Source organism: Gilliamella sp. W8123 (genome assembly GCF_016101085.1).
Classification (GTDB): Bacteria; Pseudomonadota; Gammaproteobacteria; order Enterobacterales; family Orbaceae; genus Gilliamella; species Gilliamella apis.
Map to the genome: position 1 here is coordinate 1 of NZ_JACFRE010000002.1, position 25,822 is coordinate 25,822.

At 36.9% G+C, this 25,822-nt stretch carries 18 protein-coding genes; 16 read left to right on the forward strand and 2 right to left on the reverse strand.

Annotated features, from left to right (window positions below; translation table 11 throughout):
- Positions 1–634 precede the first annotated feature (634 nt).
- From H3T56_RS02885 to H3T56_RS02940, 12 genes are all read left to right on the forward strand, one after another.
- A complete protein-coding gene (locus H3T56_RS02885; protein ID WP_198191965.1) occupies positions 635–2,125 on the forward strand; it encodes a hypothetical protein in 1,491 nt (496 codons plus the stop codon).
- 753 nt (positions 2,126–2,878) lie between these two features.
- Positions 2,879–4,168 (forward strand): hypothetical protein, encoded by a 1,290-nt coding sequence (locus H3T56_RS02890; RefSeq protein WP_198191966.1) that lies wholly within the window; start codon positions 2,879–2,881, stop codon positions 4,166–4,168.
- A gap of 878 nt (positions 4,169–5,046) precedes the next feature.
- Positions 5,047–5,322, forward strand: coding sequence for a hypothetical protein (locus H3T56_RS02895; RefSeq protein ID WP_198191967.1), 276 nt, complete (start codon positions 5,047–5,049; stop codon positions 5,320–5,322).
- A gap of 71 nt (positions 5,323–5,393) precedes the next feature.
- Positions 5,394–5,939, forward strand: coding sequence for a hypothetical protein (locus H3T56_RS02900; RefSeq protein ID WP_198191968.1), 546 nt, complete (start codon positions 5,394–5,396; stop codon positions 5,937–5,939).
- A 468-nt stretch (positions 5,940–6,407) separates the two neighbouring features.
- Entirely contained in the window at positions 6,408–7,124 is a 717-nt protein-coding gene (locus tag H3T56_RS02905; RefSeq protein ID WP_065651038.1) for an epoxyqueuosine reductase QueH, read from the forward strand.
- A 196-nt stretch (positions 7,125–7,320) separates the two neighbouring features.
- Positions 7,321–11,595 carry an acyl-CoA dehydratase activase-related protein gene (locus tag H3T56_RS02910; RefSeq protein WP_198191969.1) on the forward strand — a complete coding sequence of 1,425 codons (4,275 nt, stop codon included), beginning with the start codon at positions 7,321–7,323 and terminating at the stop codon, positions 11,593–11,595.
- Between the two features lie 21 nt (positions 11,596–11,616).
- Complete coding sequence (locus tag H3T56_RS02915; RefSeq protein WP_065578652.1) at positions 11,617–12,234, forward strand: CDP-alcohol phosphatidyltransferase family protein; 618 nt, start codon at positions 11,617–11,619, stop codon at positions 12,232–12,234.
- Between the two features lie 3 nt (positions 12,235–12,237).
- Entirely contained in the window at positions 12,238–13,995 is a 1,758-nt protein-coding gene (locus H3T56_RS02920; protein ID WP_198191970.1) for a bifunctional alpha/beta hydrolase/class I SAM-dependent methyltransferase, read from the forward strand.
- A 2-nt stretch (positions 13,996–13,997) separates the two neighbouring features.
- Complete coding sequence (locus H3T56_RS02925; RefSeq protein WP_198191971.1) at positions 13,998–15,320, forward strand: phosphatase PAP2/dual specificity phosphatase family protein; 1,323 nt, start codon at positions 13,998–14,000, stop codon at positions 15,318–15,320.
- The gene (locus H3T56_RS02930) at positions 15,314–15,778 is read left to right on the forward strand and encodes a hypothetical protein (RefSeq protein ID WP_198191972.1); all 465 of its coding nucleotides are present in this window, start codon (positions 15,314–15,316) and stop codon (positions 15,776–15,778) included. The genes H3T56_RS02925 and H3T56_RS02930 overlap by 7 nt, the downstream gene beginning before the upstream one ends.
- A gap of 35 nt (positions 15,779–15,813) precedes the next feature.
- The gene (locus H3T56_RS02935; protein WP_198191973.1) at positions 15,814–16,755 is read left to right on the forward strand and encodes a phosphatidate cytidylyltransferase; all 942 of its coding nucleotides are present in this window, start codon (positions 15,814–15,816) and stop codon (positions 16,753–16,755) included.
- Positions 16,756–16,899: 144 nt separating this feature from the next.
- The gene (locus H3T56_RS02940) at positions 16,900–17,163 is read left to right on the forward strand and encodes an HPr family phosphocarrier protein (protein ID WP_065578657.1); all 264 of its coding nucleotides are present in this window, start codon (positions 16,900–16,902) and stop codon (positions 17,161–17,163) included.
- Between the two features lie 123 nt (positions 17,164–17,286).
- Here the strand turns inward: H3T56_RS02940 and H3T56_RS02945 are convergent, their stop codons facing one another.
- Positions 17,287–18,666 (reverse strand): APC family permease, encoded by a 1,380-nt coding sequence (locus H3T56_RS02945; protein WP_198191974.1) that lies wholly within the window; start codon positions 18,664–18,666, stop codon positions 17,287–17,289.
- 331 nt (positions 18,667–18,997) lie between these two features.
- Between H3T56_RS02945 and H3T56_RS02950 the strand changes: the two genes are divergently transcribed.
- Both H3T56_RS02950 and H3T56_RS02955 read left to right on the forward strand, forming a co-directional pair.
- A complete protein-coding gene (locus H3T56_RS02950) occupies positions 18,998–19,432 on the forward strand; it encodes a PTS sugar transporter subunit IIA (protein WP_086362084.1) in 435 nt (144 codons plus the stop codon).
- A complete protein-coding gene (locus H3T56_RS02955) occupies positions 19,425–20,831 on the forward strand; it encodes a PTS fructose transporter subunit IIC (RefSeq protein ID WP_086357270.1) in 1,407 nt (468 codons plus the stop codon). Before H3T56_RS02950 ends, H3T56_RS02955 begins: the two co-directional genes overlap by 8 nt.
- Before the next feature lie 54 nt (positions 20,832–20,885).
- On the opposite strand, the gene H3T56_RS02960 is transcribed toward H3T56_RS02955, so the two are convergent.
- Positions 20,886–22,568, reverse strand: a complete 1,683-nt coding sequence (locus H3T56_RS02960; RefSeq protein WP_198191975.1) for an amidohydrolase — start codon at positions 22,566–22,568, stop codon at positions 20,886–20,888.
- A gap of 148 nt (positions 22,569–22,716) precedes the next feature.
- On the opposite strand from H3T56_RS02960, the gene matP reads away from it, so the two are divergent.
- Positions 22,717–23,181, forward strand: coding sequence for a macrodomain Ter protein MatP (gene matP, locus H3T56_RS02965; RefSeq protein ID WP_198192113.1), 465 nt, complete (start codon positions 22,717–22,719; stop codon positions 23,179–23,181).
- Between the two features lie 29 nt (positions 23,182–23,210).
- Entirely contained in the window at positions 23,211–25,811 is a 2,601-nt protein-coding gene (gene topA / locus H3T56_RS02970) for a type I DNA topoisomerase (protein WP_198191976.1), read from the forward strand.
- Positions 25,812–25,822 lie beyond the last annotated feature (11 nt).

Consider the following 25,822-nt stretch of genomic DNA (forward strand, 5'->3'; position numbering starts at 1 on the left):
TGGTCGCCGCGGGAGATGGTAAAGAGGGTTGGCGCCAACCCTCTTAACTCGGACGTAATCACCGTATAGAAACAACCACAAAACAACAAACGTCCGAAACTCAAAGAACTAAAAAATAAAGAACTAAAAATTTTGAGGAAAGGGGTTTTTGAAGCCTAAAATCCAACCAATAAATCGTTAACGTTAGTTATAAAATCAACTAGTAACCAAAAAACTTGAGGAACGGGGTTTTTAAAGCCTAAAATCCCGCCCAAGTTTCCCCGAAATTAGTTTTAAGCAAGTAATTAAAACATAATATTACATTAATCTTTACAAAAGTTAACAATTAAACCATCAAAAAAAGTTGCATGGTTTTTTCCAATCACTATACTTTTATAGCATATTTGTACGAATGGATAAATTTTATGCCATTAGGCTTAAAATTTTAAATAAATCATAAAATTGGATTGACAAGGACATCTGATATGGATTATAATTTTCAACACACAACACACAACACACAACCTGCCCAACCTATAATTTCTCCTTTCTAAAGTTAAGCTCACACCGTTTATTATTTCACTGTTGTTTATTATTTCAGCAATTTCAGCAAAATTTTTCAAAATTTCTTGGTTTAGTCTGTTTATCCCGGCAGATGGTTTTGGTATTAACCGTGGTTATTTTACTTTCTATCTCTTTTTCTAATTATGCATTAACCACTAAAACGACCAATATCATTTATGGTTCAGCTCCTTATTTAACCTTTGATGGTGGTCGTACCCGGGTAACCAATACCGAATCGCTACTTGGGATATCCCTTTCAGATGGAAGAAGATTTACTCCGACAACCAATAATTCAAGTGACAATCCTATCGTGTTACCTGTTATTGGTCAGAGTTTTAATGATATTGGTATGTTAGTACCAAGGGATACTGATTCTATTGCATTAAGTTCACTTATTGGCACACCGTATAATTATTGGGGAGATGATGATGGCGATGGTCAGGGGATTGATGGTATCACCGCTACCGGTAGTTTAAATCTATCCATTGTCGATAAAAATAATCAAGCTGTTACCCGTAATGAAGTACTGACTATTTGTAAAGCGCCATATAGATTAACCTTATCTAATGGTGAAGGTAGATTAACAACACGTTATGGGGTACCTAATGAAAGTCGTTTTACGGCCGGTAATGCCACTTATTATATTAATCCTAAGGCATCGCCAGCGATTTGTTATGCAAGACCTAATTTAAGATTTGGTAACAGGGAACAAGTAAGAGTTGATTATGATCGTTCGGGGTGGTTTAATTTTGCTGGTCCTGCTGACATATGGAACCCTGATAAGGGTTTTCTAACCCAGTCAGCTACGCCGTCGTCTTATGATTTAAACTTCCCGACTACTGGTGCTAATAATTTGTATTTTGATTTAGATATTAGTGGTAGTACTCAGGCCTTATCTTGGGCTCCGGTTTCTCATGGTGGTATTACGGCGACGATGACCGATTCAACAAGTACCAGCGTCAAAGTCACCCTAACGGGTCCTGTTGTTACAGACCCTAATCAATGGAAATCAACTCGTCCAGATAGCATCGGTAGACCATCTTTACCGCAGACATTTGAGTTAGTCGGTCGAGATAGCAGTGGTAATGCGGTGGTCAAATATGGATTTGTATTAAAGCAGTGGTTTGTTAATCGTGGTTCTAATGCCGAAGCTAATCCCGACGACGACTTTAATAATACTTCCCGCAAAATTTCATTAACATCTTGGTGTAGTTGGATTGGAGGATACCGTGTTCCAAAGGTCAAGGAATTAACTAATGCGGTTTGTGGGGGAGGGAATACACGCGAGTGTAGGGGGGGACATATACGACCAGTAGGTGCAACGCCTTCGTCACCTCAGAATTATTTCATGCGTCACATTGGTGGAGGATTGTTCTCGGAATGGGGGTTGATGTTCGATTATACGGGTGCCAACTTCGTGGGCTACCATCAACGCTACTATGATGAATGCTATGAAACGAGTGATAAGGCGGGGATCAAGTTGAATGATAATCAGCACTATTATCGATTTTATGTTAGCGGTTACGATGGTAGTATTGTGACGTCTTATCTTCAAGCACCCGGAGTCTGTGTCTATCCTTAGCTATTATTTCTTAGTTCTTAGGTATTGAAGCTGAGGATAAAAAAATAACGTTAGGGCGATAAAAACGATTTTGTGGCGCGACATTGGCAATGTGCTGACAACTGAGTAAGGTTAGCATGGCAAACAGGGATGTTTGGCAAGGAGCGATAAAAGCGAACGCAGGCGGAAGGTAGTCACATCGTGACCACTTGCGTGGTCGCCGCGGGAGATTGTAAAGAGGGTTCGCGCCAACCCTCTTAACTCGGACGTAATCACCGTATAGAAACAACCACAAAACAACAAACGTCCGAAACTCAAAGAACTAAAAAATAAAGAACTAAAAATTTTGAGGAACGGGGGTTTTAAAGCCTAAAAATCCCCTAAAGTTTCTCCGAAATTGGTTTTAAAGAAGTAATTAAGACATAATATTACATTCACCTTTACAAAAGTTAACAATAAAACCATCAAAAAAAGTTGCATGGTTTTTTGCAATCACTATACTTTTATAACATATTTATACGAATGGATAAATTTTATGCCATTAGGCTTAAAATTTTAAATAAATCATAAAATTGGATTGACAAGGATATCTGATATGGATTATAATTTTCAACACACAACACACAACACACAACCTGCCCAACCTATAATTTCACTTCTCTAAAGTTAAGCTCAAATCGTTCATTATTTAACCGCGGTTTATTATTTCAGCAATTTCCGAAATTTCAGCAAAATTTTTCAAAATTTCTTGGTTTAGCCTGTTTATCTCGGCCGATGGTTTTGGTTTTAACCGTAGTTATTTTACAATCTATCTCTTTTTCTAATTATGCATTAACCACTAAAACGACCAATGTTATTTATGGCTCAGCACCTTATTTAACCTTTGATGGTGGTCGAACTCGGGTAACCAATACTGAAGCGCTACTCGGGATATCCCTTTCAGATGGAAGAAGATTTACTCCGACAACTAATAATTCGAGTTCAACTAATCCTATCGAGTTACCTGTTGCTGGTCAGAGTTTTGCCGATATTGGTATGTTAGTACCAACGAATACTAATTCTATTGCATTAAGTTCACTTATTGGCACACCTTATAATTATTGGGGTGATGATGATGGCGATGGTCAGGGAGTTAATGGTGTCACCGCTACCGGTAGTTTAAATTTATCTATTGTTGATAAAGACAATAATCCTGTTGCCCGTAATAAAGTGCTGACTATGTGTAAAGCGCCATATAAATTAACCTTATCTAATGGTGAAGGTAGATTAACAACACGTTATGGGGTACCTAATGAAAGTCGTTTTACGGCAGGTAATGCTACTTATTATATTAATCCTAAGGAAACGCCAATGATTTGTTTTGCAAGACCTAACTTGGAACCCCGTAATAGTTCTGGTCCTGCATGGAACATTGATAAAGGTTTTCTAACACAGAGTTATTATGGTGAAAACTTCCCGACTACTGGTGGTGATAATTTGTTTTTTGATTTAGATATTGTTGGTAGTAATCAAGCCTTATCTTGGGCTCCGGTTTCTCATGGTGGTATTACGGCGACGATGACTGATTCAACAAGTACCAGCGTTCGAGTCACCCTAACTGGTCCTGTTGCTACACCATCGCAATGGCGTTCAGATAATCCAGGTCAAATCGCCAGACCATCTTTACCGCAGACATTTGAGTTAGTCGGTCGGGATAGCAGTGGTAATGCGGTGGTCAAATATAGATTTGTGTTAAAGCAGTGGTTTGTTGATGGTGGTGGTTTTGAAGGTACCCCTTCTAGAGCATCATCTTGGTGTCATAGTTTTGGATACCGTCTCGTAGGTATCCAGGATGCAACTAGTGCGCGAGCTAATACTTCTTCCAAGCATTACATTGGTGGAGGATTTTTTGCGGAATGGGGGGGAATGAACTATTACACTGGTTCCAAGTTCAGAAGCGGAGGCTATTGGACGAATGCTAGGGTGAATAATCGTAGTGTGTTCTTGCTAGTTTTCGGGAACAGTGGTCGTCTTGTAGGCATTAATGAGAATTACGTCTACCCCCCACTTTGTGTCTATCCTTAACTATTATTTCTTAGTTTTTAGGTATTGAAGCTGAGGATAAGAAAAATAACGTTAGGGCGATAAAAAAACGATTTTGTGGTGCGACATTCGCAATGTGCTGACAACTGAGTGAGGTTAGCATGGCAAACAGGGATGTTTGCCAAGGAGCGTTAAAAGCGAACGAAGGCGGAAGGCAGTCACATCGTGACCACTTGTGTGGTCGCCGCGGGAGATTGTAAAGAGGGTTGGCGCCAACCCTCTTAACTCGGACGTAATCACCGTATAAAAATAACCGCAAAACAACAAACGTCCGAAACTCAAAGAATTAAAAAATAAAGAACTAAAAAATTTTGAGGAACGGGGTTTTTGAAAATTAAATTCCTACTTATTGCTACCCCTTTTTTTGGGCTTAAAATAAAATTTTTAAAAATCAATATGTTGAAAAACCGCTTAAAAAAAGGGTTTTTAATAGTAAAATTGCGCTTTGCCTTTTTACCAACTGCATTTATAGTATATTGGATTCTAGTTCACTACCGTGTAGGCGGTTTTTTTAAATTTATTCTCGATAAGATGATGCCGAATCATGTTCACTACCGTGTAGGTAGCTTAGAAATGATGCGTTATCTAATAGTGATTCGTCGTTTTGTTCACTACCGTGTAGGTAGTTTAGAAATCGAGTTACAACTCCTCAAATTGCAGAACACGGTTCACTGCCGTGTAGGCGGTTTTTTTATGCCTGTCATTCGACCACTCAGCAGATGAAGTAACCAAACTCTTACAAAGAGCTAAAATTATCATTGATGTACAAAAAAGCAACGATAAGCTACGTAAAAATTGTAGGTAAGGATTATTTTAAAGATGATTATGAGAATGGAAATTTGTCTCAATATTGAGTGACCTTGTTTGTTGATTATGAAGCTAAAAATGATTTTGGTGTTGATTTAAAAAACACTTCAATATGTTATTTTTATTCTATTTTAATAAGAAATGATTATTTTATGTTCCCAGATTTTGATAAAATGGCGATCTCAAATAAAATATATAGTTATATTGATTTAATGACATCAATAGAACATTTTCATTCTTCTTTATTTGATATTGGAAAAATAAGTATTGTCGATAAAATATCGTACCAGATTGATAAAAATAATTTCCTCTATTATGAGAATGATTGAATTAATAACTTTTATTGCACTTGGCTAACAAATTTTATACTATCTATCAAAATTATTTATAGGAGAATGGGGTGAAAAAATTATTATTATTAACGTGTTTAGGTTTTGTTTTCTCTGGTTGTAGTGTTCATCATCAATTTAATGATAGGTTGTCTTATCAATCATTAAAGCAAATAAAATCAGAGATACATATTACTAAAAAACAAAGCTTAGATATTACATGGATCCCTAGTGATTTTACGTCACGAATTGATATACAAGGGGCCTCAGGATTGGTTGGTGGTGGGACTCGTACTAGAATTCCGATTGGAATAGGTCTTTCATCAAGAATTGAAGAAGCAATTAGCACGTACGCAGATTTAAATTCTGGCGGTAGAAAGTTAACATTAATAGTTAATAATGCTAAAACAAAATTCACTTATGGAGTAACGAATATTGATAGTGCGAGCGTAATTTTAAATGTAACATTTGAATTATCAGGCAATAGATGGACTAAAGAATTTTCTACTAAACAGAATGATAGCGGAGTAAAAGATGCAAAAGTTACTTCGGTTATTGAGTATGCGTGGGATCAGATAGCTTTAGACGTGGCTAGAGAAATAGCTACACACTTATAATCAAACCCTCTAAAAGGGTTTTATAACATGTTCCCTATATGCATAGTGATAAACCGGATCCGATATTATTGAGAAATAAATCCAATCCGAGTTCCCTATACATAAGGGATAAAAATAAAAAAATATTACAAACTGCCTAAGTGTTAGTTTAGAAAGTTAGCGGTGATAATGATATCGTCTGTGACTAGTTCACCGCCGCATAGTTAGTCAAAAAATTCTGTTGAAACGCTTTATTAAAAATGTCTAACTCATGATTTAGGCATTTGTCACTTTTTGACTGCTGCAAAATGGTGAAATTGGCATTTAAAATTTTGAGGAACGGGGTTTTTAATCACCGCAAATTTAGCGAAAAAATTAAATGTTAATCCGGAAAAACAAAATTGTAACTTAAACTTGAACGCTTAAGCAGATCGCTATATTATACGCGCGTTAAAATTCATCAATCAGCCTGATACTGAAAGAATCCCAATGTTAATTAATGCCAAAGATATTCTCGAAAAATTAAATCCACATAATAAAGTAAATTATGATTCAGTTTTGCAAGAGGTGATTGCTGATTGGCAGTTGGCGTCGGCTCGGCCAAAATTGTTGATTCATAGTTGCTGTGCCCCGTGTAGTACTTATGTACTGGAGTATTTGGCGCAGTATGCCGATATTACGATTTATTTTGCTAATTCCAATATTCACCCGCGCGTGGAATATGAATATCGCAGTAAGGTTCAGCAGAAGTTTATTGCCGACTTTAATCAAAAAACCGGCAACAATGTTCAATTTTTAGAAGCCCCGTATCAACCAGCAGAATTTATTAAAAAGGTCGAGCATCTACGTGATGCTCCAGAAGGCGGTGAACGTTGTCATCTTTGTTATAAGATGCGCTTAGATTTGGCTGCAATTAAGGCACAGGAGTTAGGTTTTGATTATTTCGCTAGTGCTTTAACGCTAAGTCCGAAAAAGAATAGTCAAAAAATTAACCAACTTGGTTTTGAAATTCAAGAGCTTTTTTCGGTAAATTATCTGCCTTCTGATTTTAAGAAGAATAATGGTTATAAGCGTTCTATCGAACTTTGTAAGGAGTACGATGTTTATCGTCAATGTTATTGCGGTTGTATTTTTGCTGCAAAAGCCCAAGGGATCGATTTAAAGAATGTCATTGCTACGGCTAAGCAAGGTTTGGCGCAGGATTAGCGCCAAGAAGATTTATTTTCTTTATTTTCTTTAGTTTCTGTTAGTTAAAAAATATCCAAAAATGTCATTTTTCAAACAAATAGATTAAAAATTTGAAAGATTTCGCTATAATAATCCCACAATAAAAATATAGTTATTTAATAATATTTGTGACCCTTTTATAGGTAAGTCTAATTTTGCAAATGTGAGTTTGTTTATGCCAAAAATGTATAGACTTGGATTGGATGTCGGTTCTACTACTGCAAAATGTGTCGTGCTTGATGAGCAAGATAATTTTGTTTATACCAATTATGTTCGCCATAATACCCATATTGTTCCTACAGTTTTATCACTATTAGATGAAATTAAACAGCAATTGGGTGAAGAGATTGTATTATCGGTCAAGGTGACTGGTTCTGCTGGGATGGGTATTTCGGAAAAAGCCGATATCGCCTTTATTCAAGAGGTAGTTGCCGCATCGGAAGTGGTGCAGCGCAAATATCCAGAGGTTAGAACGTTAATCGATATTGGCGGGGAAGATAGTAAGATGATCTTCTTTTTCCCTGATCGTCCGCCTGATATTCGAATGAATGGTAGTTGTGCTGGAGGCACAGGGGCATTTATCGATCAGATGGCGACCTTGCTTAATACCCCAGTGCAGGAGTTTGATCTGCTGGCAACTCAACATGATAAAGTCTATCCGATTGCTTCACGTTGTGGTGTATTTGCTAAGACTGATGTGCAAAATTTAATTAGCCGTAATGTATCAAAAGCGAATATTGCCTATTCAGTTTTACATGCCGTTTGTATTCAATTGGTCAATACGTTAGCGCGTGGTTATGATATTGTACCGAAAGTAATGTTAATTGGTGGACCGTTTTCGTTTATTCCAATGTTAGGCAAGGCCGCGTTAGAGACACTAAAGTTAAATGAAGATCAGATAGTTACCACCGAACATCCTACTTTGTTGTCCGCTTGGGGCGCAGCGATTCATGCTATTGAACGTAGTCAACTTACACTCACTGAATTTATTGATAGATTAAATGCCTCAACCAAGATTCAAGTCAATCAGTCTTTTAGGTTAAAACCGCTCTTTAATCAAGCTTTGTCTTTTGATGATTGGCAACAAAAACGCAAATATATTCAAATCCCTCGTCTAGCTTTAACTGCTTATCAAAAGCAGAAAGCGTATTTGGGAATTGATAGTGGTTCAACTACCACTAAAATTACCTTAATTAGTGAGGATGACGAGCTACTTTTTACTTATTATGCGCCGAATAATGGCCACTCAATTACCGCATTAATTAAAGGTTTAACGGTATTAAAAGATGAGATTGCGGCATCAGGTAAAGAGATTATTATTGCTCGCACTGGCGTTACTGGTTATGGTGAGGAACTGCTAAAAGCCGCTTTTGCCATCGATGATGGTTTAGTTGAGACGATGGCGCACTTTGCCGCCGCTAAACATATTGAACCTAAGGTCAGTTTTATCATGGATATTGGTGGCCAAGATATGAAAGCCATCTTTATTGCTAATGGCGTGGTAAATCATATTGAGTTAAACGAAGCATGTTCTTCTGGCTGTGGTTCATTTATTGAAACTTTCGCCAAATCACTCAACTCAAATACGATTGATTTTGCTGACGCAGCATGTAAGTCCAATAATCCTTGTGATTTGGGTACCCGTTGTACGGTTTTTATGAACTCTAAAGTTAAACAAGCACTGCGTGAAAACGCAACTATGGGCGATATTTCTGCCGGGCTGGCTTTTTCGGTGATTAAAAATGCTATTCATAAGGTACTTAAATTACATGATATGCGCAAATTAGGTGATCATATTGTGGTGCAAGGCGGGACGTTTAAAAATCCGGCGGTGTTTCGTGCCCTAGAGCAGTTAACCGGCGCACAGATTGCTAGCTCCAATATTCCTGAACTGATGGGGGCTTATGGCGCAGCATTAGTGGCCAAAAACAATTATGCACAACAACAAACACCTTCGCAATTTATTGGATTAGATAATCTACATAAAGCTGAAGATAATAAAGCGAAACCATCACGCTGTAAGGGGTGTGAAAATAAATGCGATATTATGATTTATCGTTTTGCTAATGGGCAGCGTTATTATTCGGGTAATAAATGTGAACGCTTTTTGAGTAATAATCAATATCAAGATAAAAATGCATTTAATATGTTTGATTATAAAAATGCGTTGTTATTTGATCGAACCAATATCCATAATGCTGAATCTAAGCTTAATGTCGGTATTCCTCGGGTTTTAGGACAATACGAAAACTTCCCATTCTGGCACACCTTGTTAACCAATAGTGGTATTAATGTAACGTTATCGCCATACTCGACGCATGAGATTTATGAAAAGGGCGCCGGTACAGTAATGTCGGATAGTATCTGTTTTCCTGCCAAATTGGTGCATGGGCATATTATGGAGCTGATTGAGCAAAAGGTTGATCGTATTTTTATGCCGATGGTGGTGTTTGAATCTGATCAGTTTACTAATGCAGTTAATAGCTATAATTGTCCAATTGTCAGTAGCTATGCTGAGGTGGTGAATAGTGCTATCAATCCTAGTCAAAAATATGACGTGCCACTGGATTATCCAGTAATCAATTTTAGTAATCAAAAATTGTTGAAAAAGGGCTGTATTAATTATTTAACTTCGCTTGGTATTGCAGAAAAGATAGCTAATCAAGCATTTTCTGATGCATTAGCGGCTCAAGCTGAATATAAGAAATCGCTGTATAACAAAGCGGTTGAAGTACTAAATAATGCTAAACAAACGGGGCGTTATGTATTTATTTTGGCAGGTCGTCCTTATCATAGTGATAGTTTAATTAATCATAAAACACCAGAGATTTTAAATGCGCTTGGTTGCGATGTAATAACCGAAGATTCAGTGTTAGGTGCGATCAGTCAATTATCGCCCGAACTACAAATTTGCTCACAATGGAGTTATCCAAATCGCTTATATGCAGCAGCGAGTTTTGTTGCTGAACAACCAAAAAATATTCAGTTTGTACAACTTAATTCGTTTGGTTGTGGTCCTGATGCGATTGTCACCGATGAGTGTAAGGCTATTTTAGAGTCGAAAGGTAAGACATGTACAATAATTCGAGTCGATGAGATCACCGCAACAGGTTCGGTGCGATTGCGTTTACGTTCGATTATTGAGTCAATCCGTATGAATCACCAACAACCGTTAAAAGTTGTTGAGCGTAAAAAGACGGCTATTTTTGCTAAACAAGATAAACAGAGAAGGACTATTTTAGCACCTTATATCTCCGATTTTTATTCACCATTATTACCGCCGATTTTTGAGTTGTCAGGTTATAAACTTGAAACCTTGCCAAAACCAGATAAAAGTTCGGTTGAGTGGGGACTTAAATACTGTAATAACGAGATATGCTATCCAGCAACGATTATTGTGGGTGACATTATTAAAGCGCTAAATTCCGGTAAATATCAACGTGATGAAGTGGCTATCGGCATTACTCAAACGGGTGGCCAGTGTCGAGCGAGTAGTTATCTTTCTTTGATTAAGAAGGCAATGATTAGTAATGGTTTCGAAGATATTCCTATCGTGTCGCTCAGTACCGGTAATATTAATGAAATTGAGCAACCAGGTTTTAGAATTAATTGGCTAAAAACTTTACCAACGACGTTTTTTGCGATGTTATTTACTGATTCGATTGCGAAGATGTTTTACTCGATTGCGCCTAGAGCCAAATTTAAACAACAAGCTAACCAAGCGAAAGATCTTTATATTAGAAAATTACAACAACTTATCAATCAACATAAAGGCAAAAAGGCGATCTTTGCGCTGTTGAAAGAGGCGGTCGATCATTTTAATCAAATCGAGACATTGAATAAAGATTGCCCACAAATTGGTATTGTTGGTGAAATTTATGTTAAATATAACAGTTTTGGTAATCAACATAGTGTTGATTGGCTAGTCGATCAGGGTATTGAACCTGTTATTCCGCCAATGATTGAGTTTTTTGCGCAATGTTTTGTTAACTATGATAGTAATGTCGATAATTATATTGTTAACAAAAGTTTTGTCGCTTATTTTGTGCACTTTTTTGAAAAGGTGGCACAAAAGTATATTGATAAAACTAATCAGATTTTATCTGGCTTTAAACATTATCAACCATTTCATAATATTCGTGATATGGCGAAAAAAGCAGAGGAAATTTTGAATTTGGCCAATCAATATGGCGAGGGTTGGTTAATTCCTGCAGGAATTATGACCTTTGCTGAGCATGGCATCAATAATGTTATTAGTTTGCAACCGTTTGGCTGTATTGCTAATCATGTTGTTTCTAAAGGGGTTGAGAAGCGGATGCGCGATCTTAATCCAAAACTGAATCTGCTCTATTTGGATTTTGATGATGGTGCAGGTGAGGTCAATGTACTTAACCGTTTGCATTTTATGGTAAGTTCATTAAAGTATGCTCAACTACAACGAATTGTATAATTACCTATTAAGGGACGATCTGTGTTTTCTATTTATCAATTAAAATCTCGCTTTCAAGCACTGCTTCGCCCTTATGTGAATTCGCTTTATTATTCACGAATAACCGCCAATCAAGTCACGTTAGCTGCTTGTGCTGGATCGATATTGGTTGCTTTAGTAGTTGGCTTTTTTGCCGATCATCAATGGCTATTTTTGTTAATACCCGTTTGGATGTTTATCCGGATGGCTCTTAATGCTATTGATGGTATGTTAGCCAGAGAATATCGTCAGAAATCCAATTTAGGTGCCTATTTAAATGAGATTTGTGATGTGATTTCCGATTGTGCTCTGCTGTTAATCTTTACTCAAATAAATCAAGTTAATACCAATTTAATGATATTAGTGATCTTATTATCATTTCTAACCGAATACGCGGGTGTACTCGGTGTGATGATTGGTAGCTCGCGACGTTATGATGGACCTATGGGGAAAAGCGATCGAGCTTTAGCTTTTAGCCTAATTAGTTTAGGCATTGCAACCTATCTATTGCCGCTTGAATGGCTAAATGTTCTATTGTGGCTTATCACCTTTTTGTTACTAATTACTGTGATTAATAGAGTGAGAAAAGGATTGCAAGAAGCAAAAAATAATAAGGAATAATTAATGCGCGAACAGCAGCAAAACACATTTATTAGTCATGATGGCTGTCAATTATTTTATCGTTATTGGCCAGTAGTCGATAGTGATACGAAAACAGCTTCAAAAGCAATTGTACTTTTTCATCGTGGCCATGAACATTCTGGACGCATTGCCCATTTAGCCGAAGAGCTGGAATTACCTGATTTCCATATTTTTGCTTGGGATGCGCGAGGAAATGGCCAATCTGATGGTCAACGTGGTGATGCCCCTAATTTTGCTACGTTAATCAAAGATGCTAACTGTTTTATAGAGCATATCATTAAAGAATATGCGATTGATATGCAAGATATTGCTATTATCGCTCAAAGTGTTGGCGCGGTAATTGCTGCTGGTTGGGTGCATGATTATGTACCGAATATTCGCGCTTTAGTTTTAGCTGCTCCAGCTTTTAGCGTTAAATTATATGTGCCATTAGCGGTGCCTGGACTTAAGTTATTATATAACTTGAAAGGCAATTTCTTTGTAAATAGTTATGTTAAACCAAATTTACTAACCCATGATGGCAGTCGAGCAGATTCTTTTAATAAAGATCCTTTAATTACTAAACCTATTTCGGTGAGATTACTGCTTGATTTGTATGCGGTAGCGGATCGAATTGTTAAGGATGCCAATGCTATCACTGTTCCTACGCAGTTATTAGTTTCTGGTTGTGATTTTGTAGTGCGCCGCAAACCTCAACAGGCGTTTTATGATAATTTAGGAACCAATCAAAAAGAGTTTCATATCCTCCCAAAATTTTATCATGATACCTTTGGCGAGAAAGATCGTTATATGGCAATTGATAGAGCAAGGCGATTTATTCAAGGCTGTTTTGCGAATCAACCCGATGTTCCAACGTTAACCAATGCCGATCGGGTTGGTTATACTCGATCTGAATCCGATAAGTTAGCTTTACCGCCTTCTGGTTGGCTTAAACCATGGTATTGGAAGTTAGTTAAAGCGACCTTGAAATATGCGAGTAATCTGTCGGATGGAATAAAACTAGGGTTTGAAACCGGTTTCGATTCTGGCAGTACGCTTGATTATGTCTATCGAAATGAACCGTCTGGAACCTCTAAACTTGGGCGTTTTTTTGATTATCTCTATTTACAATCAATTGGTTGGCGAGGAATTCGGCAACGAAAAATTCATCTTGAACAGCTCTTAAAGCAAGCTATTGAACAGTTACAACAACAATTTACTGAAGTAAATATTGTTGATATAGCTGCAGGGCATGGTCGATATATTTTAGAAACCATTAATCAAATCGCTAATAAACCTAATTCGGTGTTGTTGCGTGATTATAGTGATATTAATATCCGTGATGGCCAAGCATTAATTGCGCAACAAGGGTTAAGTGATATTGTCCGTTTTGAAAAAGGTGATGCATTTAACCGTGAGCAACTTGCACAATTATCACCTCAACCTAATTTAGCGGTAGTATCAGGATTATATGAATTATTTGGTGATAATCAATTGTTGCGCCAGTCTTTATTAGGATTGGCCGATGTGATTCCACATGGCGGGTATCTAATTTATACCAATCAACCTTGGCATCCGCAATTAGAATTTATTGCCAGAGCGTTAACTTCACATCGACAAGGACAACCGTGGATTATGCGACGACGAACACAACTTGAGATGGATCAGTTAGTTGCTGAAGCAGGTTTTAGTAAAGTGACCATGTTAGTAGACCAGTGGGGCATTTTTACCGTATCACTGGCACAACGAACTTGGCATTGATTATGTTAAAACTCTTTGACCGACTTAATGTCTATAAATGTGTATGGTTAGCCGGTTTATCAGTGTTCTTTTTTGCTAGCTATAATTTTGCCAACTGGCTATCAGCTCAGCGTGAGGATGTTGCAAGTCTATTTTTTAGTTGGGAATATTCTATTCCACTTTGGTCATGGACGATAATTCCTTATTGGTCTATCGATCTGATGTATGGTCTTGCTATTTTATTGCCAACTTCTTGGCAATCCCTGAAAACTCTTGGTTTACGGCTGTTAACCGCGCAAGTAATTTGTATTATTTGCTTCTTATTTTTTCCGCTTAAGTTCTATTTTGACCGGCCTGCTTTGGATGGATTTTTTGGCTTGATGTTTGATATTTTAATGGGATTTGATAAGCCGTTTAATCAAGCTCCTTCATTACATATCACGTTATTAGTTATTTTATGGCAATTTTATGCGCAATATTTTCGAGGATTAGGGCGTTATATATTACATTTTTGGTGTTTGTTAATTGCACTTTCGGTTTTAACCACTTGGCAGCATCATTTTTTTGATATTCCAACTGGATTATGGGTAGGCTGTTTTTGTATTTGGTTATGGCCAGATAATATGACGACGCCATTAAAACATCGACCATTAACTAAAAATTATACTTGGGCGATGATCTATTTTGGTTTATGCCTACTGTCACTCACTATAGCTATTTATGTTTCTGGCTGGGCACTTTGGTTGTTATGGTTGGCTGGTGCCTGGTTATTGATTGCAGCTAATTATTGGTTGTTTGGCGCCTGCGGTTTGCAAAAACAGCAAAATGGTCATTTTAAGTTAGCCGTTTATCTGCTCTATTTGCCATTTTTTACTATTATGTGGCTCAATTCAAGGTTATGGACAATTAAACATCCAACTGATGATTTGATTATTGATGAAGTTTATTTAGGTCGCATTCCGTCCACAAAAACGCTAAATCAAAATCATTTTATATCGGTTGTCGATCTTTGTGCCGAGTTGCCAATTGGATGTTTTGACGGTAATTATAAGCTTATTCCGGTTTTAGATATGACGCCCTTATCACAACCAGAGTGTCAGCAGGCTGCACAAGCTATCGAATATTATCGGCAGCAGGGTAAACTATTAGTCTGTTGTGGTTTAGGTTATTCGAGGAGTGCAACTGCAGTTATTGCATGGTTATTGTGGACTAAAAGAGCTAACACTTTGCAACAGGCGATAGCTATAGTAAAAGAACAACGGCATTCAATTGTGATTTCTAGCCAGCAACAACTGATTTTATCCAATTGGTTGGCTAACTTTAAAGATGAGACAGCGATATGTTGAGTAGTAATAATAGTTGGCAAGATAGTGTAACTAAACTAGATTTAGTAACGTTTTGTTGTTTTTTATCGTTAAGTAAACATATTGATATTTTTTCGATGCTATTATCGCTATTAGTTGTTTTTGTTGCCTTGCTAAGTTCTTGGGCAATACCATTAACCATTATTTGTTTGATGATCTTTATTCTCGGTTTAATAAGTAAGTATTATGCAATAAGGATAGATTTTGATAGAAAATTGTTTGTATATTTATCTGAGCATGTTGATCATTTGCCAGAAGAGCTGTTAGCTATGGATAAAGCATTAGTCAATTTGCAATTAATCAAATCTCATCAATCATCAAGAACGGTCGCTGAACGGCAAAAAGGGATTTTATCCTTGTTTAAAAAGCAGATAATTCTATTTTTATTACAAAATTGTTTAATCGTTTTTATGGTGATTAATGCTATTATCACAAGTTAATAGATTAGAACTACAGCAATATAAGGAGCGCTGAGATGTCCCATTTCCAATATGATACGTTATTATTATTTTTGGGCATCGGCTTGTTTTTGTTAGTGGCAACAATTATTGGTCAATTGTTAAAATATCGTCTTACATCACCTAATAGTGTTATTGATAATTTAAATACTCGCATCAATGCGTGGTGGGTAATGGTTGCCATTATTGGTGTCGCGTTTTGGTTTGGACAACTGGCAGTAATTTTTTTGTTTTTTGTTATTTCCGCTTTAGCATTGCGAGAGTTTCTTATTTTAACTCCTATCAATCGCTCTGACTTTTTTGCCCTAATCTTTGCTTTTGCAGTTGCTTTACCTGTGCAATATATTTTGGTTGCCTTAGCATGGTATGGTCTATTTAGTATCTTTATTCCGGTTTATGCTTTTTTGTTTCTGGCGATATTTGCCACAATAACTGGTTCAACCACTAATTTTTTGGCGAGAATAGCCGATGTGCAGTGGGGATTGATGATTACGGTATATAGTATCTCGTGTGTGCCGGCATTATTAGTATTAGATATCGAAAATTACCAAGGGCGTAATCTATTACTCATTGCTTATTTAGTGTTAATCGTTCAGTTATCTGACGTGTTGCAGTACGTATTTGGTAAATTGTTTGGTAAACATAAAATTAGCCCAAATGTTTCACCATCAAAGACGATTGAAGGCTTTATTGGTGGCGTTTTATCTGCTAGTTTTATTGGTGCCTGTATGTGTTGGATCACTCCGTTTACTTTTCTGCAATCAGGTCTTATTTCTTTAATGATCACTTTGTTAGGATTTATGGGTGGTCTAGTTATGTCGGCTATTAAACGTGATCGCGGGGTAAAAGATTGGGGCAAACTAATAGGTGGTCACGGTGGAATACTTGATCGTTTTGATTCTATTTGCTTTGCCGCGCCGATATTTTTTCATATCGTAAGGTATTTTTGGTTAGTATAGTTTTTTATGTGATGAAAAATTTTATTAAAACTGAAATATAATCAAATAATTTCAAAAATTGATGCTAAAAAAGAGCAAAAAAAGTTAATTTATGATATAAATACATGCATTGTATTAACGTTATATATATGTAAGGACTATAATATGTTAAAAGAGCAAATGGTAGTAAAAAATGCAACTGGTTTACATGCACGACCAGTAACAACTCTGGTTAAATTAGCTGGCCGTTATAAATCATCAATTGAACTTGTTTATAACGATAAAACCATTAAATTAAAAAGCATGATGGGTTTACTTGGTGCTGGCGTTAAAGGTGGTTCAACTGTTGAAATCATCTGTGATGGTGAAGATGAACAAGCAGCAATGGATGAAATCCGTGAATTATTTGCTACAGGCTTTGGTGAATAATTTTAAGCGATTTTAATTTAGCTTATTTTATTTTCTGAGAAATGAAAATTCCGTCGACCTTGGTCGACGGAATTGTTTTAAAAGGGCATCAACTAAATACTTTTAAGTAGACCTAATAGATTACTAATCTTTGATGATTGAATCCAATTCTGTATGATCAATAGAAGGCAGTGATTTGGTAAAACATCGAGTTAGATAAAGTAAATAACAGAATCCAATTACTAACCAAATTAAACCTACCGTCATCGCTGTCCCTTCAAGACTGGTCCATAGCCATAACGAAAGTGATACGCCAATTGCTGGCATTAATCCATATTTTAAAAGCATTGGTACTGTTTTTTCCATACCACTTAGGTAGCTTTTGATTACACATAGGTTAACGAAGGTAAAGGCTACTAAGGCGCCAAAACTGATCATCGAAACGACTAAGCTTAAATCAAGTACCAAAGAGAGTAGGGAAAAACAGGAAACAAAAATAATTGCTAAATAAGGTGTTCGAAAACGTGGATGAATTTTATAGAAGATCTGTTTTGGTAACACACCTTCACGTCCCATCGCATAAAAGATTCGTGACACACTAGTTTGTGCGGTCATTGTAGAGGCAAATACACCTGTCAAATAAGCGGTTTGGAAGAAATTATACATAAAATCATTTCCGTATTTGCCAAGTATATTGGTTAGATGACTTATGCTATCAACTCTACGCATTACATCTAAACTGGCGGTATCTTTATTATCAATAAAATCTGTCCATTGTGGGTAAGCTAAATGCGCACAATATGAGACAATTAAAAATATACAACCAGCAATCAATACGGTGCCGATAATTGCTCTTGGTAAGGTTTTTTTCGCATCATTGGATTCTTCTGCTAATGTTGCTATGGCATCAAAACCTAAGAAGGCAAGACATAATATGGCAGCTCCAGAAAATAAACCACTAAAATCATCGGTTGTGACTGATATTGGTTTTAACATTGTTTCTGGTGTTAAATGAACATTTGTCAATGTTAAAATAATAAACAATACGATGAATAATGCTTGAAAGAAATTCAAAGTAATATTGGCCCAATTAATTAACTTGATTCCAAGGTAATTTAATACACTTACACCTATAATCGATGCCAATACATATACATAAGCCGGAATACTATCATAGAGTTCATGTAGATAGATCCCTAAAACCAAGTAATTTAATATTGGTAAAAATAGGTAATCAAGAATTTGTGCCCAACCAACTAGGAAACCAGCTTTTCCACCAAAAGTTCGTTGTACATAGGTATAAGCCGAACCAGCAATAGGTAGTTTATTTGCCATTCGGCAATAACTTAATGCTGTGAAAAAGATCATGGCAAGGGTGATGATATAGGCTACAGGTAAGTGTCCATTACTGACAACGGTAACTTCCCCATAAGTGGTAAAGATCCCTAAAGGAACCATATAAGCTAAACCAAATGCAATCAATGCAGGTGTGGTTAAAACTCGTTTCATTTTTATTGCGGACATGATTTAATTTGCTCCTCTGTCCCAAAAAACAATAAAAAACTACTAAGTATAGTTTTGCCTTTTTACCCGCTTAAAGCGGCAGGGAATTCTCCCACATTATTATAATTATGCAAGCTAATTTTTAGTAAAGATCATAAGTCCGCATAATTTGTGAGCTTTTCCTAAATAAAAATTCAAAACAATAGGTTCAATAGTGTATTACTAGGTTGGATTGGCAAATTTATTAGTTGATTAGTTAATTATCCGATTTTATATAAAAAAATTATATTTTTACCTAAAAATCATGTATAAAGATTGTACGGAGTAAAGTGATTAATTAGGAGGATATATTATGGAACCAATTCCTGTTTTACCTGTTGAATTAACAAGTGATGTTATTACGCATAAGTCATCGGTGATTAAATTGATGGCTGAAAAAAGTGAAGTTTATTTAACGGATGTAAATAAATTTTCTGCTGATGTTATGCAACATGAGCAAGAGATGGAAACTGATGTTTTGCCCAATATTGCATTACCGCATTCTAAAAGTGATGCAGTGAAAACACCTTTTATTGTCGTGGCGAAATATAATCAAGGTATAGTCTGGAATAATGCCAATAAAGTTAAGTTAGTGGTGCTGATCGGCGCACCAAAAAATGCTAATAAAGAGCATTTGACTATTATTGCCAAATTGGCGGCTAACTTGGCTGATGACGATTTTATTGAACTTCTATTAAATAGTGATATTCAAATAGTAGCAGAAAAAATCCGAGGTTTATATGAGTAAAGAATCGATAAAAAATAAAAAGATTGTTGCTATATGTGCTTGTACTGCTGGTATGGCGCACACCTATATTGCTAAACAAAAAATTGAAAATGAAGCTAAAAAGCGTGGCTGGGATTGTAAAGTTGAAACCCAAGGTGCAGCTGGAATAGATAATATATTGACTGAGCAAGATCTGAAAAGTGCTGATGTAATTTTATTAGCGACAGATATTTCAATCGATAATGCTGAAAGGCTCGAGCCTTTTAAAAATGTGATTAAGGTTAGCACTGGTGAAGCGGTTAAAAATACAGCTAGTATTTTTAATAATGCCGAAGCCTTATCATCCAAAAAAGAAGTGAAGGAGAGTATTGGTAAAGAGATATTTAGATCGTTAAATACTGGTATTAGTAAATTTTTACCTGTCATCATTGCTTCCGGTATTCTTTTTTCAATTGTGTTAATGACTGGGCATGTGAGTGGTGACACCATTCTACCAAGTAATCAATTCTTTGCCGATTTGCAACAAGTGGCTTTTTACGGCTTTGCAATGATGGTACCAGTGCTAGCGGCGTATATGGCTTACTCTATTGGTGGTAATGCAGCCTTGGCACCAGCGTTTATTATGGGCTATGTAGTAAATAATCCAATTGGCAGTAATCATGTATCTACCGGTTTTATTGGTGCAATGATTTTTGGTGTCCTTATTGGTTATTTTGTTAAATGGTTTAAAACTGTTAAGGTCCATCCGGTTATTGCTTCGGTTATGCCTGTGATGATCATTCCAACTGTGACATTATTGATCATGGCCCCTATCTATATTTATGGTTTGTCATATCCGCTCGATTGGTTTGTAAAAGCAATGGTGGAAACCTTAAAGGGTATGTCAGAAGTTAACGCAGCATTTTTAGGCATAGGAATCGGTGTGCTTGCAGCGCTTGATATGGGTGGACCTTGTAGTAAAGCAGCCACGGCCTTTACGTTAGCCGCTATGGCGGAAGGTGTTTATGGCCCTAATGGTGTGTTCCGTATGTGCTGTGCTATTCCTCCTTTAGGATTAGCAATATCCTCTTTACTGGTATCACGTTCTAAATACACCAAAGAAGAAAAAGAGTTTGGTATTACTGCGTTCTTTTTATCGTTAGCTGGTATTACCGAAGGCGCGATACCATTCGCAGCTAAAGATCCTAAACGAGTTATTCTTGCTATCGTTGTAGGTACAGCCGTTGCGGGTATGCTAGGTATGATTAATGGTATTGATTCTTTAGTTGCATTTGGTGGTTTAGTTGCACTTGGTGGTGTAACCAAAGGTGCAATGTGGTATGTGATTGATATGTTTATCGGAGCGTTTATTATTGCTGCGATTTTACACTTTACTCGAAAACCAGCAGTTGAAGATGATGTTGTTGTTGATGCTGACTAGTAATAAAAAACTACCCCGATCCATTGGCGGGGTAGTGAATTTGTTTAAGGTTTATTAGGCTTGTTGATAAACCGTTTTGCCACCAACAATTGTGGTTAGTACTTTGATGTTTTGTATATCTGTTGCCGGAATGGTAAAAGGATTGCGATCTAAAATAATTACATCAGCAAATTTGCCTTTTTCAATTGAGCCGATATAGTCATCTTGTTTTAAAACATAAGCAGCGCCGATGGTCGCACAGCGTAGTACTTCAAGTGCCGTTAAATTACGATCACTGTTTAAACGTGGATGTTCTGGATCAATCTGTCTAGTCATAGCTATTTGGAAATCATACCATTCATTAAGCGGATCAATTGGCCAATCACTACCAAAAGCACAAGTTACTCCCGCATCAATATATTGACCATGTGCTTCTAAACCATTATAACGTTCAGCACCAAACAGAGTTTGGTATTGTTCAACCATTGCCGAGCTACAGCCAGCCCATTGGAATGAGAATACCACACTGGCTTTTAATTGTTTATAACGGTCAAATTGATGCATCGCACTAAGTTCATTATGAGCCGTGCTTGGTCGAATATCCGCATTGGGTAGTGCTTTACGCATTTTTTCAATCGCATTAAGCACCACTTCAATGGCGCCTTCGCCAACGGTGTGCATGTGCGGATGAAAGCCTGCCCGTGATGATTCTAAAATTAATGCCTCAAGCATTTCTATCGAATAATAGAGGTCACCATAGCGATCTTTTTCATTTTCTAATTGATAAGGTTGTAATAAACGAGCGGTCATTAGTGGCGCTTGCATTACACCATCGACAAATAATTTGGTATGCGATACTTTAATACCTGGTTTGGGTTGCCAGTTTTTGTCATTATAACGCTCAGCAAATTGTTTAACACGATCAATAACAGCAGGGATATCTTCAATGCTACCAACATCATCAGGCGGTAATTCTCGAGCACCAAATAATCGGATTGACAGTTGATCTTGTTGTTGTAATTTTAGAAATGCATCGGCTTGGGTTTCTGTTATCCGCGCATCCATTACCGCTGTTACACCTTGCTTATTTAATTCTTCTTGTGATAATTTAGCAATGTTTACTGCTTGTTCGTCAGTAAGTTTGGAAATACTGTCAAATGCACGCATTGCAGGGGCATCTTCTAATATACCGTTTAAATCACCATCTTCAGTACGCCCAATTTTACCATCAGATGGTTCAGGTGTATTTCGATCAAGGCCAAATTTTTCTAAAGCAATGCTGTTGGCAACTAGGGTATGACAATCATTTGAAAATAGAATGATAGGACGTTGAGTATTAAGTTTATCTAGATCGAATCGAGTAATATCTGTACCAATTGGTAAAACTTCTTGGCGTAACCAGCCTCGAACTTGTAACCAACTACTACTATTGTGAACGGAATCATTGTCTAAATATTGTTGAATGATGGCTAATGTATCATCTACAGTTAAACTCTGGTAATTTAGATTACATGAGGATAATTGCATGCCGCCCCAAAATGTATGTAAGTGGGCATCAATAATCCCTGGCATCATGGTTTTACCTTGTAGATCATAGATTACCGTATAATTATCAACATATTGACTGTTATTTATCTCTTGCGTGCTGCCGGTTGCAATAATATAGCCATTTTGAATTGCAATCGCTTCACAAACCGTATCGTGTTGGTCAGCAGTGTAGATGTAACCATTAATATAAATAACATCGGCTTTTGCCATTATTTTTGATTCCTTAAAAAAGATCTAAAGTTAAGGGTGAACGATAGCAGATTTATAAAAAATTTGTCAAATGCAATAATTTTCTTTATTGTGTGTCAAGATTATGTTACAACTAACATATTTAGTTACAGCGTCACAAGGTGAACCGATGAAATACCAGCAGTTAGAAAACCTTGAATGCGGTTGGAAGTGGCACTATTTAGTAAAAAGACATTTGGAAGGGGAGCTTATCACTCGTTATATTGAGAAGAGTGCAGCAGAGCAAGCCGTAAATGAATTATTGTTATTGGAACACAAACCAACTGCGGTTATTGATTGGATTAAGCTGCATTTAAATCCAGATTTAGATAATCGCATGAAGCAAACCATTCGAGCACGACGAAAACGACATTTTAATGCCGAACAGCAAAATACACGTAAAAAGTCTATTGATTTGGAATTTCTTGTCTGGCAACGATTGGCTAATTTAGCTAAGCGCCGAGGATGTACGTTGTCACAAACAATTACGCAACTAATTGAAGATGCTGAGCAAAAAGAGCAATATGCTAGTAAAGTATCGACAATTAAAGATGATTTACTGTCATTACTTGATGTCAATATAGACGGTAAATAACTTAAACTACAGGATAAATAGGTTTAATTATGGGAAAATCCCTTGTTATTGTGGAATCACCAGCCAAAGCAAAAACGATTAATAAATATCTTGGCAAAGATTTCGTAGTTAAATCAAGTGTCGGACATATTCGCGATCTGCCAGTGAGTGGTAGTAGTCAACGCACTGAAAAAATAAGTAAAGATAAAGCCGAGAAAAAAGTTAAACGATCGGAAAAACAAGTGTTAGTCGATCGTATGAGCGTTGATCCTTACAATGGCTGGCAAGCGCATTATGAAATTTTACCGGGCAAAGAACGAGTGGTTGCCGAACTTAAAAAGTTAGCCAAAGATGCCGATATGATTTATCTCGCAACCGACTTGGATAGAGAAGGGGAAGCTATTGCTTGGCATCTAAAAGATGTTATTGGCGGTGATGATAATAAGTATCGTCGAGTTGTATTTAACGAGATCACCAAAACGGCGATTAAAAATGCTTTTAATCATCCAGCTATGTTGGATATGGATCGGGTTAATGCTCAACAAGCAAGACGATTTATGGATCGTGTGGTTGGCTTTATGCTATCACCACTACTTTGGAAAAAAGTCGCGCGTGGCTTATCAGCTGGTCGTGTTCAATCAGTTGCGGTGCGCCTAGTGGTTGAACGTGAGCGAGAAATTCATGCATTTATTCCTGAAGAGTACTGGGATCTTTATGCTGATTTAAAAACTGCTGATCAAGAGCAATTAACTATGCAAGTAACGCATTATAAAAATGATGCGTTTGAACCTAAGGATCGTGTTGCTATTGATATTGCTTTGGATGAATTGGATAAAAGCCAATATCAAGTTACTAATATTGAAGAAAAACCGACTAAAAGTAATCCAACTGCGCCGTTTATTACTTCAACTTTGCAACAAGCAGCAAGTACTCGTTTAGGTTTTGGTGTTAAAAAGACGATGATGTTAGCACAACGCCTATATGAAGCTGGTTATATTACTTATATGCGTACCGACTCGACTAATTTGAGTCAGGATGCGTTAACGATGGTTCGGGACTACATTGGACAAAACTTCGGCGAGAAGTATTTGCCTAAATCCGCTAACGTTTATAGCAGTAAGAAAAATTCGCAAGAGGCGCATGAGGCAATTCGTCCATCGGACGTGAACATTCTAGCGGATAGTCTTGGCGATGTTGAGGCTGATGCGGCTAAATTATATCAGTTAATTTGGCGTCAATTTGTGGCTTGCCAAATGACATCAGCCGAATACAACTCAACAACTATTACAGTTAAAGCGGGTGATTTTACCTTAAAAGCTAAAGGTCGAACCTTACGTTTCGATGGTTGGACAAAAGTGCAACCACAATTAACTAAAAATAATGAAGATAAGCTGTTGCCAGCAGTATCTATGCAAGATATGTTGGAATTAATTGGCTTAGATCCTAATCAACACTTTACCAAGCCTCCTGCTCGTTATAACGAAGCGTCATTGGTTAAGGAACTTGAAAAACGGGAAATTGGTCGTCCTTCGACTTATGCAACGATTATCTCAACTATTCAAGATCGTGGTTATGTACGATTAGATAATCGTCGTTTTTATGCGGAAAAAATTGGCGAAATTGTCACAGATCGCTTAAGTGAAAATTTCAATGACTTAATGAGTTACGATTTTACTGCTCGCATGGAACATGCACTTGATGAGATTGCCAATAAAAAACAAGAATGGCGCGAAGTTTTAGATCAATTTTTTGATGATTTCAGCCAACATTTGACCATTGCAGAACAAGATCCTGATCACGGAGGAATGCAATTAAATCCACTCGTTTTAACACCGGAAATTAAATGCCCTAACTGTGGCCGTGAAATGGGCATTAAAACAGCAGGAACCGGGGTATTTTTAGCCTGTTCTGGTTATGCATTACCTCCTAAAGAGCGTTGTAAGCAGACAATTAACTTAATTCCAGAATATGAAACATTAAATATTTTGGAAGAGGCAGAGACAGCCGAAACTGACGCGCTAAGAGCACTTAAACGTTGTCCTAAATGTCATACGGCTATGGATAGTTATTTGCTGGATAATGAGCGTAAATTACATATTTGTGGTAATAATCCAATCTGTGATGGTTCGTTGGTTGAAAAAGGCACATTTAAGGTAAAAAGCTATGAAGGTCCAATCATTGAATGTGAAAAATGTGGATCAGAAATGCATCTTAAATCAGGCCGTTTTGGACTTTATATGGGATGTACCAATCAAGATTGTAAAAACACTCGTAAGATCTTAAAAAATGGTGATGTAGCGCCACCTAAAGAAGATCCAGTTGATTTACCTGAGTTAAAATGTACTAAGTCAGATGCTCATTTTGTATTACGAGATGGTGCTTCAGGCATCTTTTTAGCGGCACATAATTTTCCAAAATCAAGAGAAACTCGTGCACCACTAATTGAAGAACTGCAACGTTTTAAAGATCGTTTACCGGAAAAATTTATTTATTTAACGCAAGCGCCGAGTCAAGATCCAGAAGGTAATCCAGCTATTGTGCGATTTAGCCGTAAAAGTAAACAGCAGTATGTTACTTCGGAAGTCAATGGCAAATCGACTGGCTGGGTAATGCAATACGTTGATGGTAAGTGGGTTAATAGTAAAAAGTAGGTAAGAACATC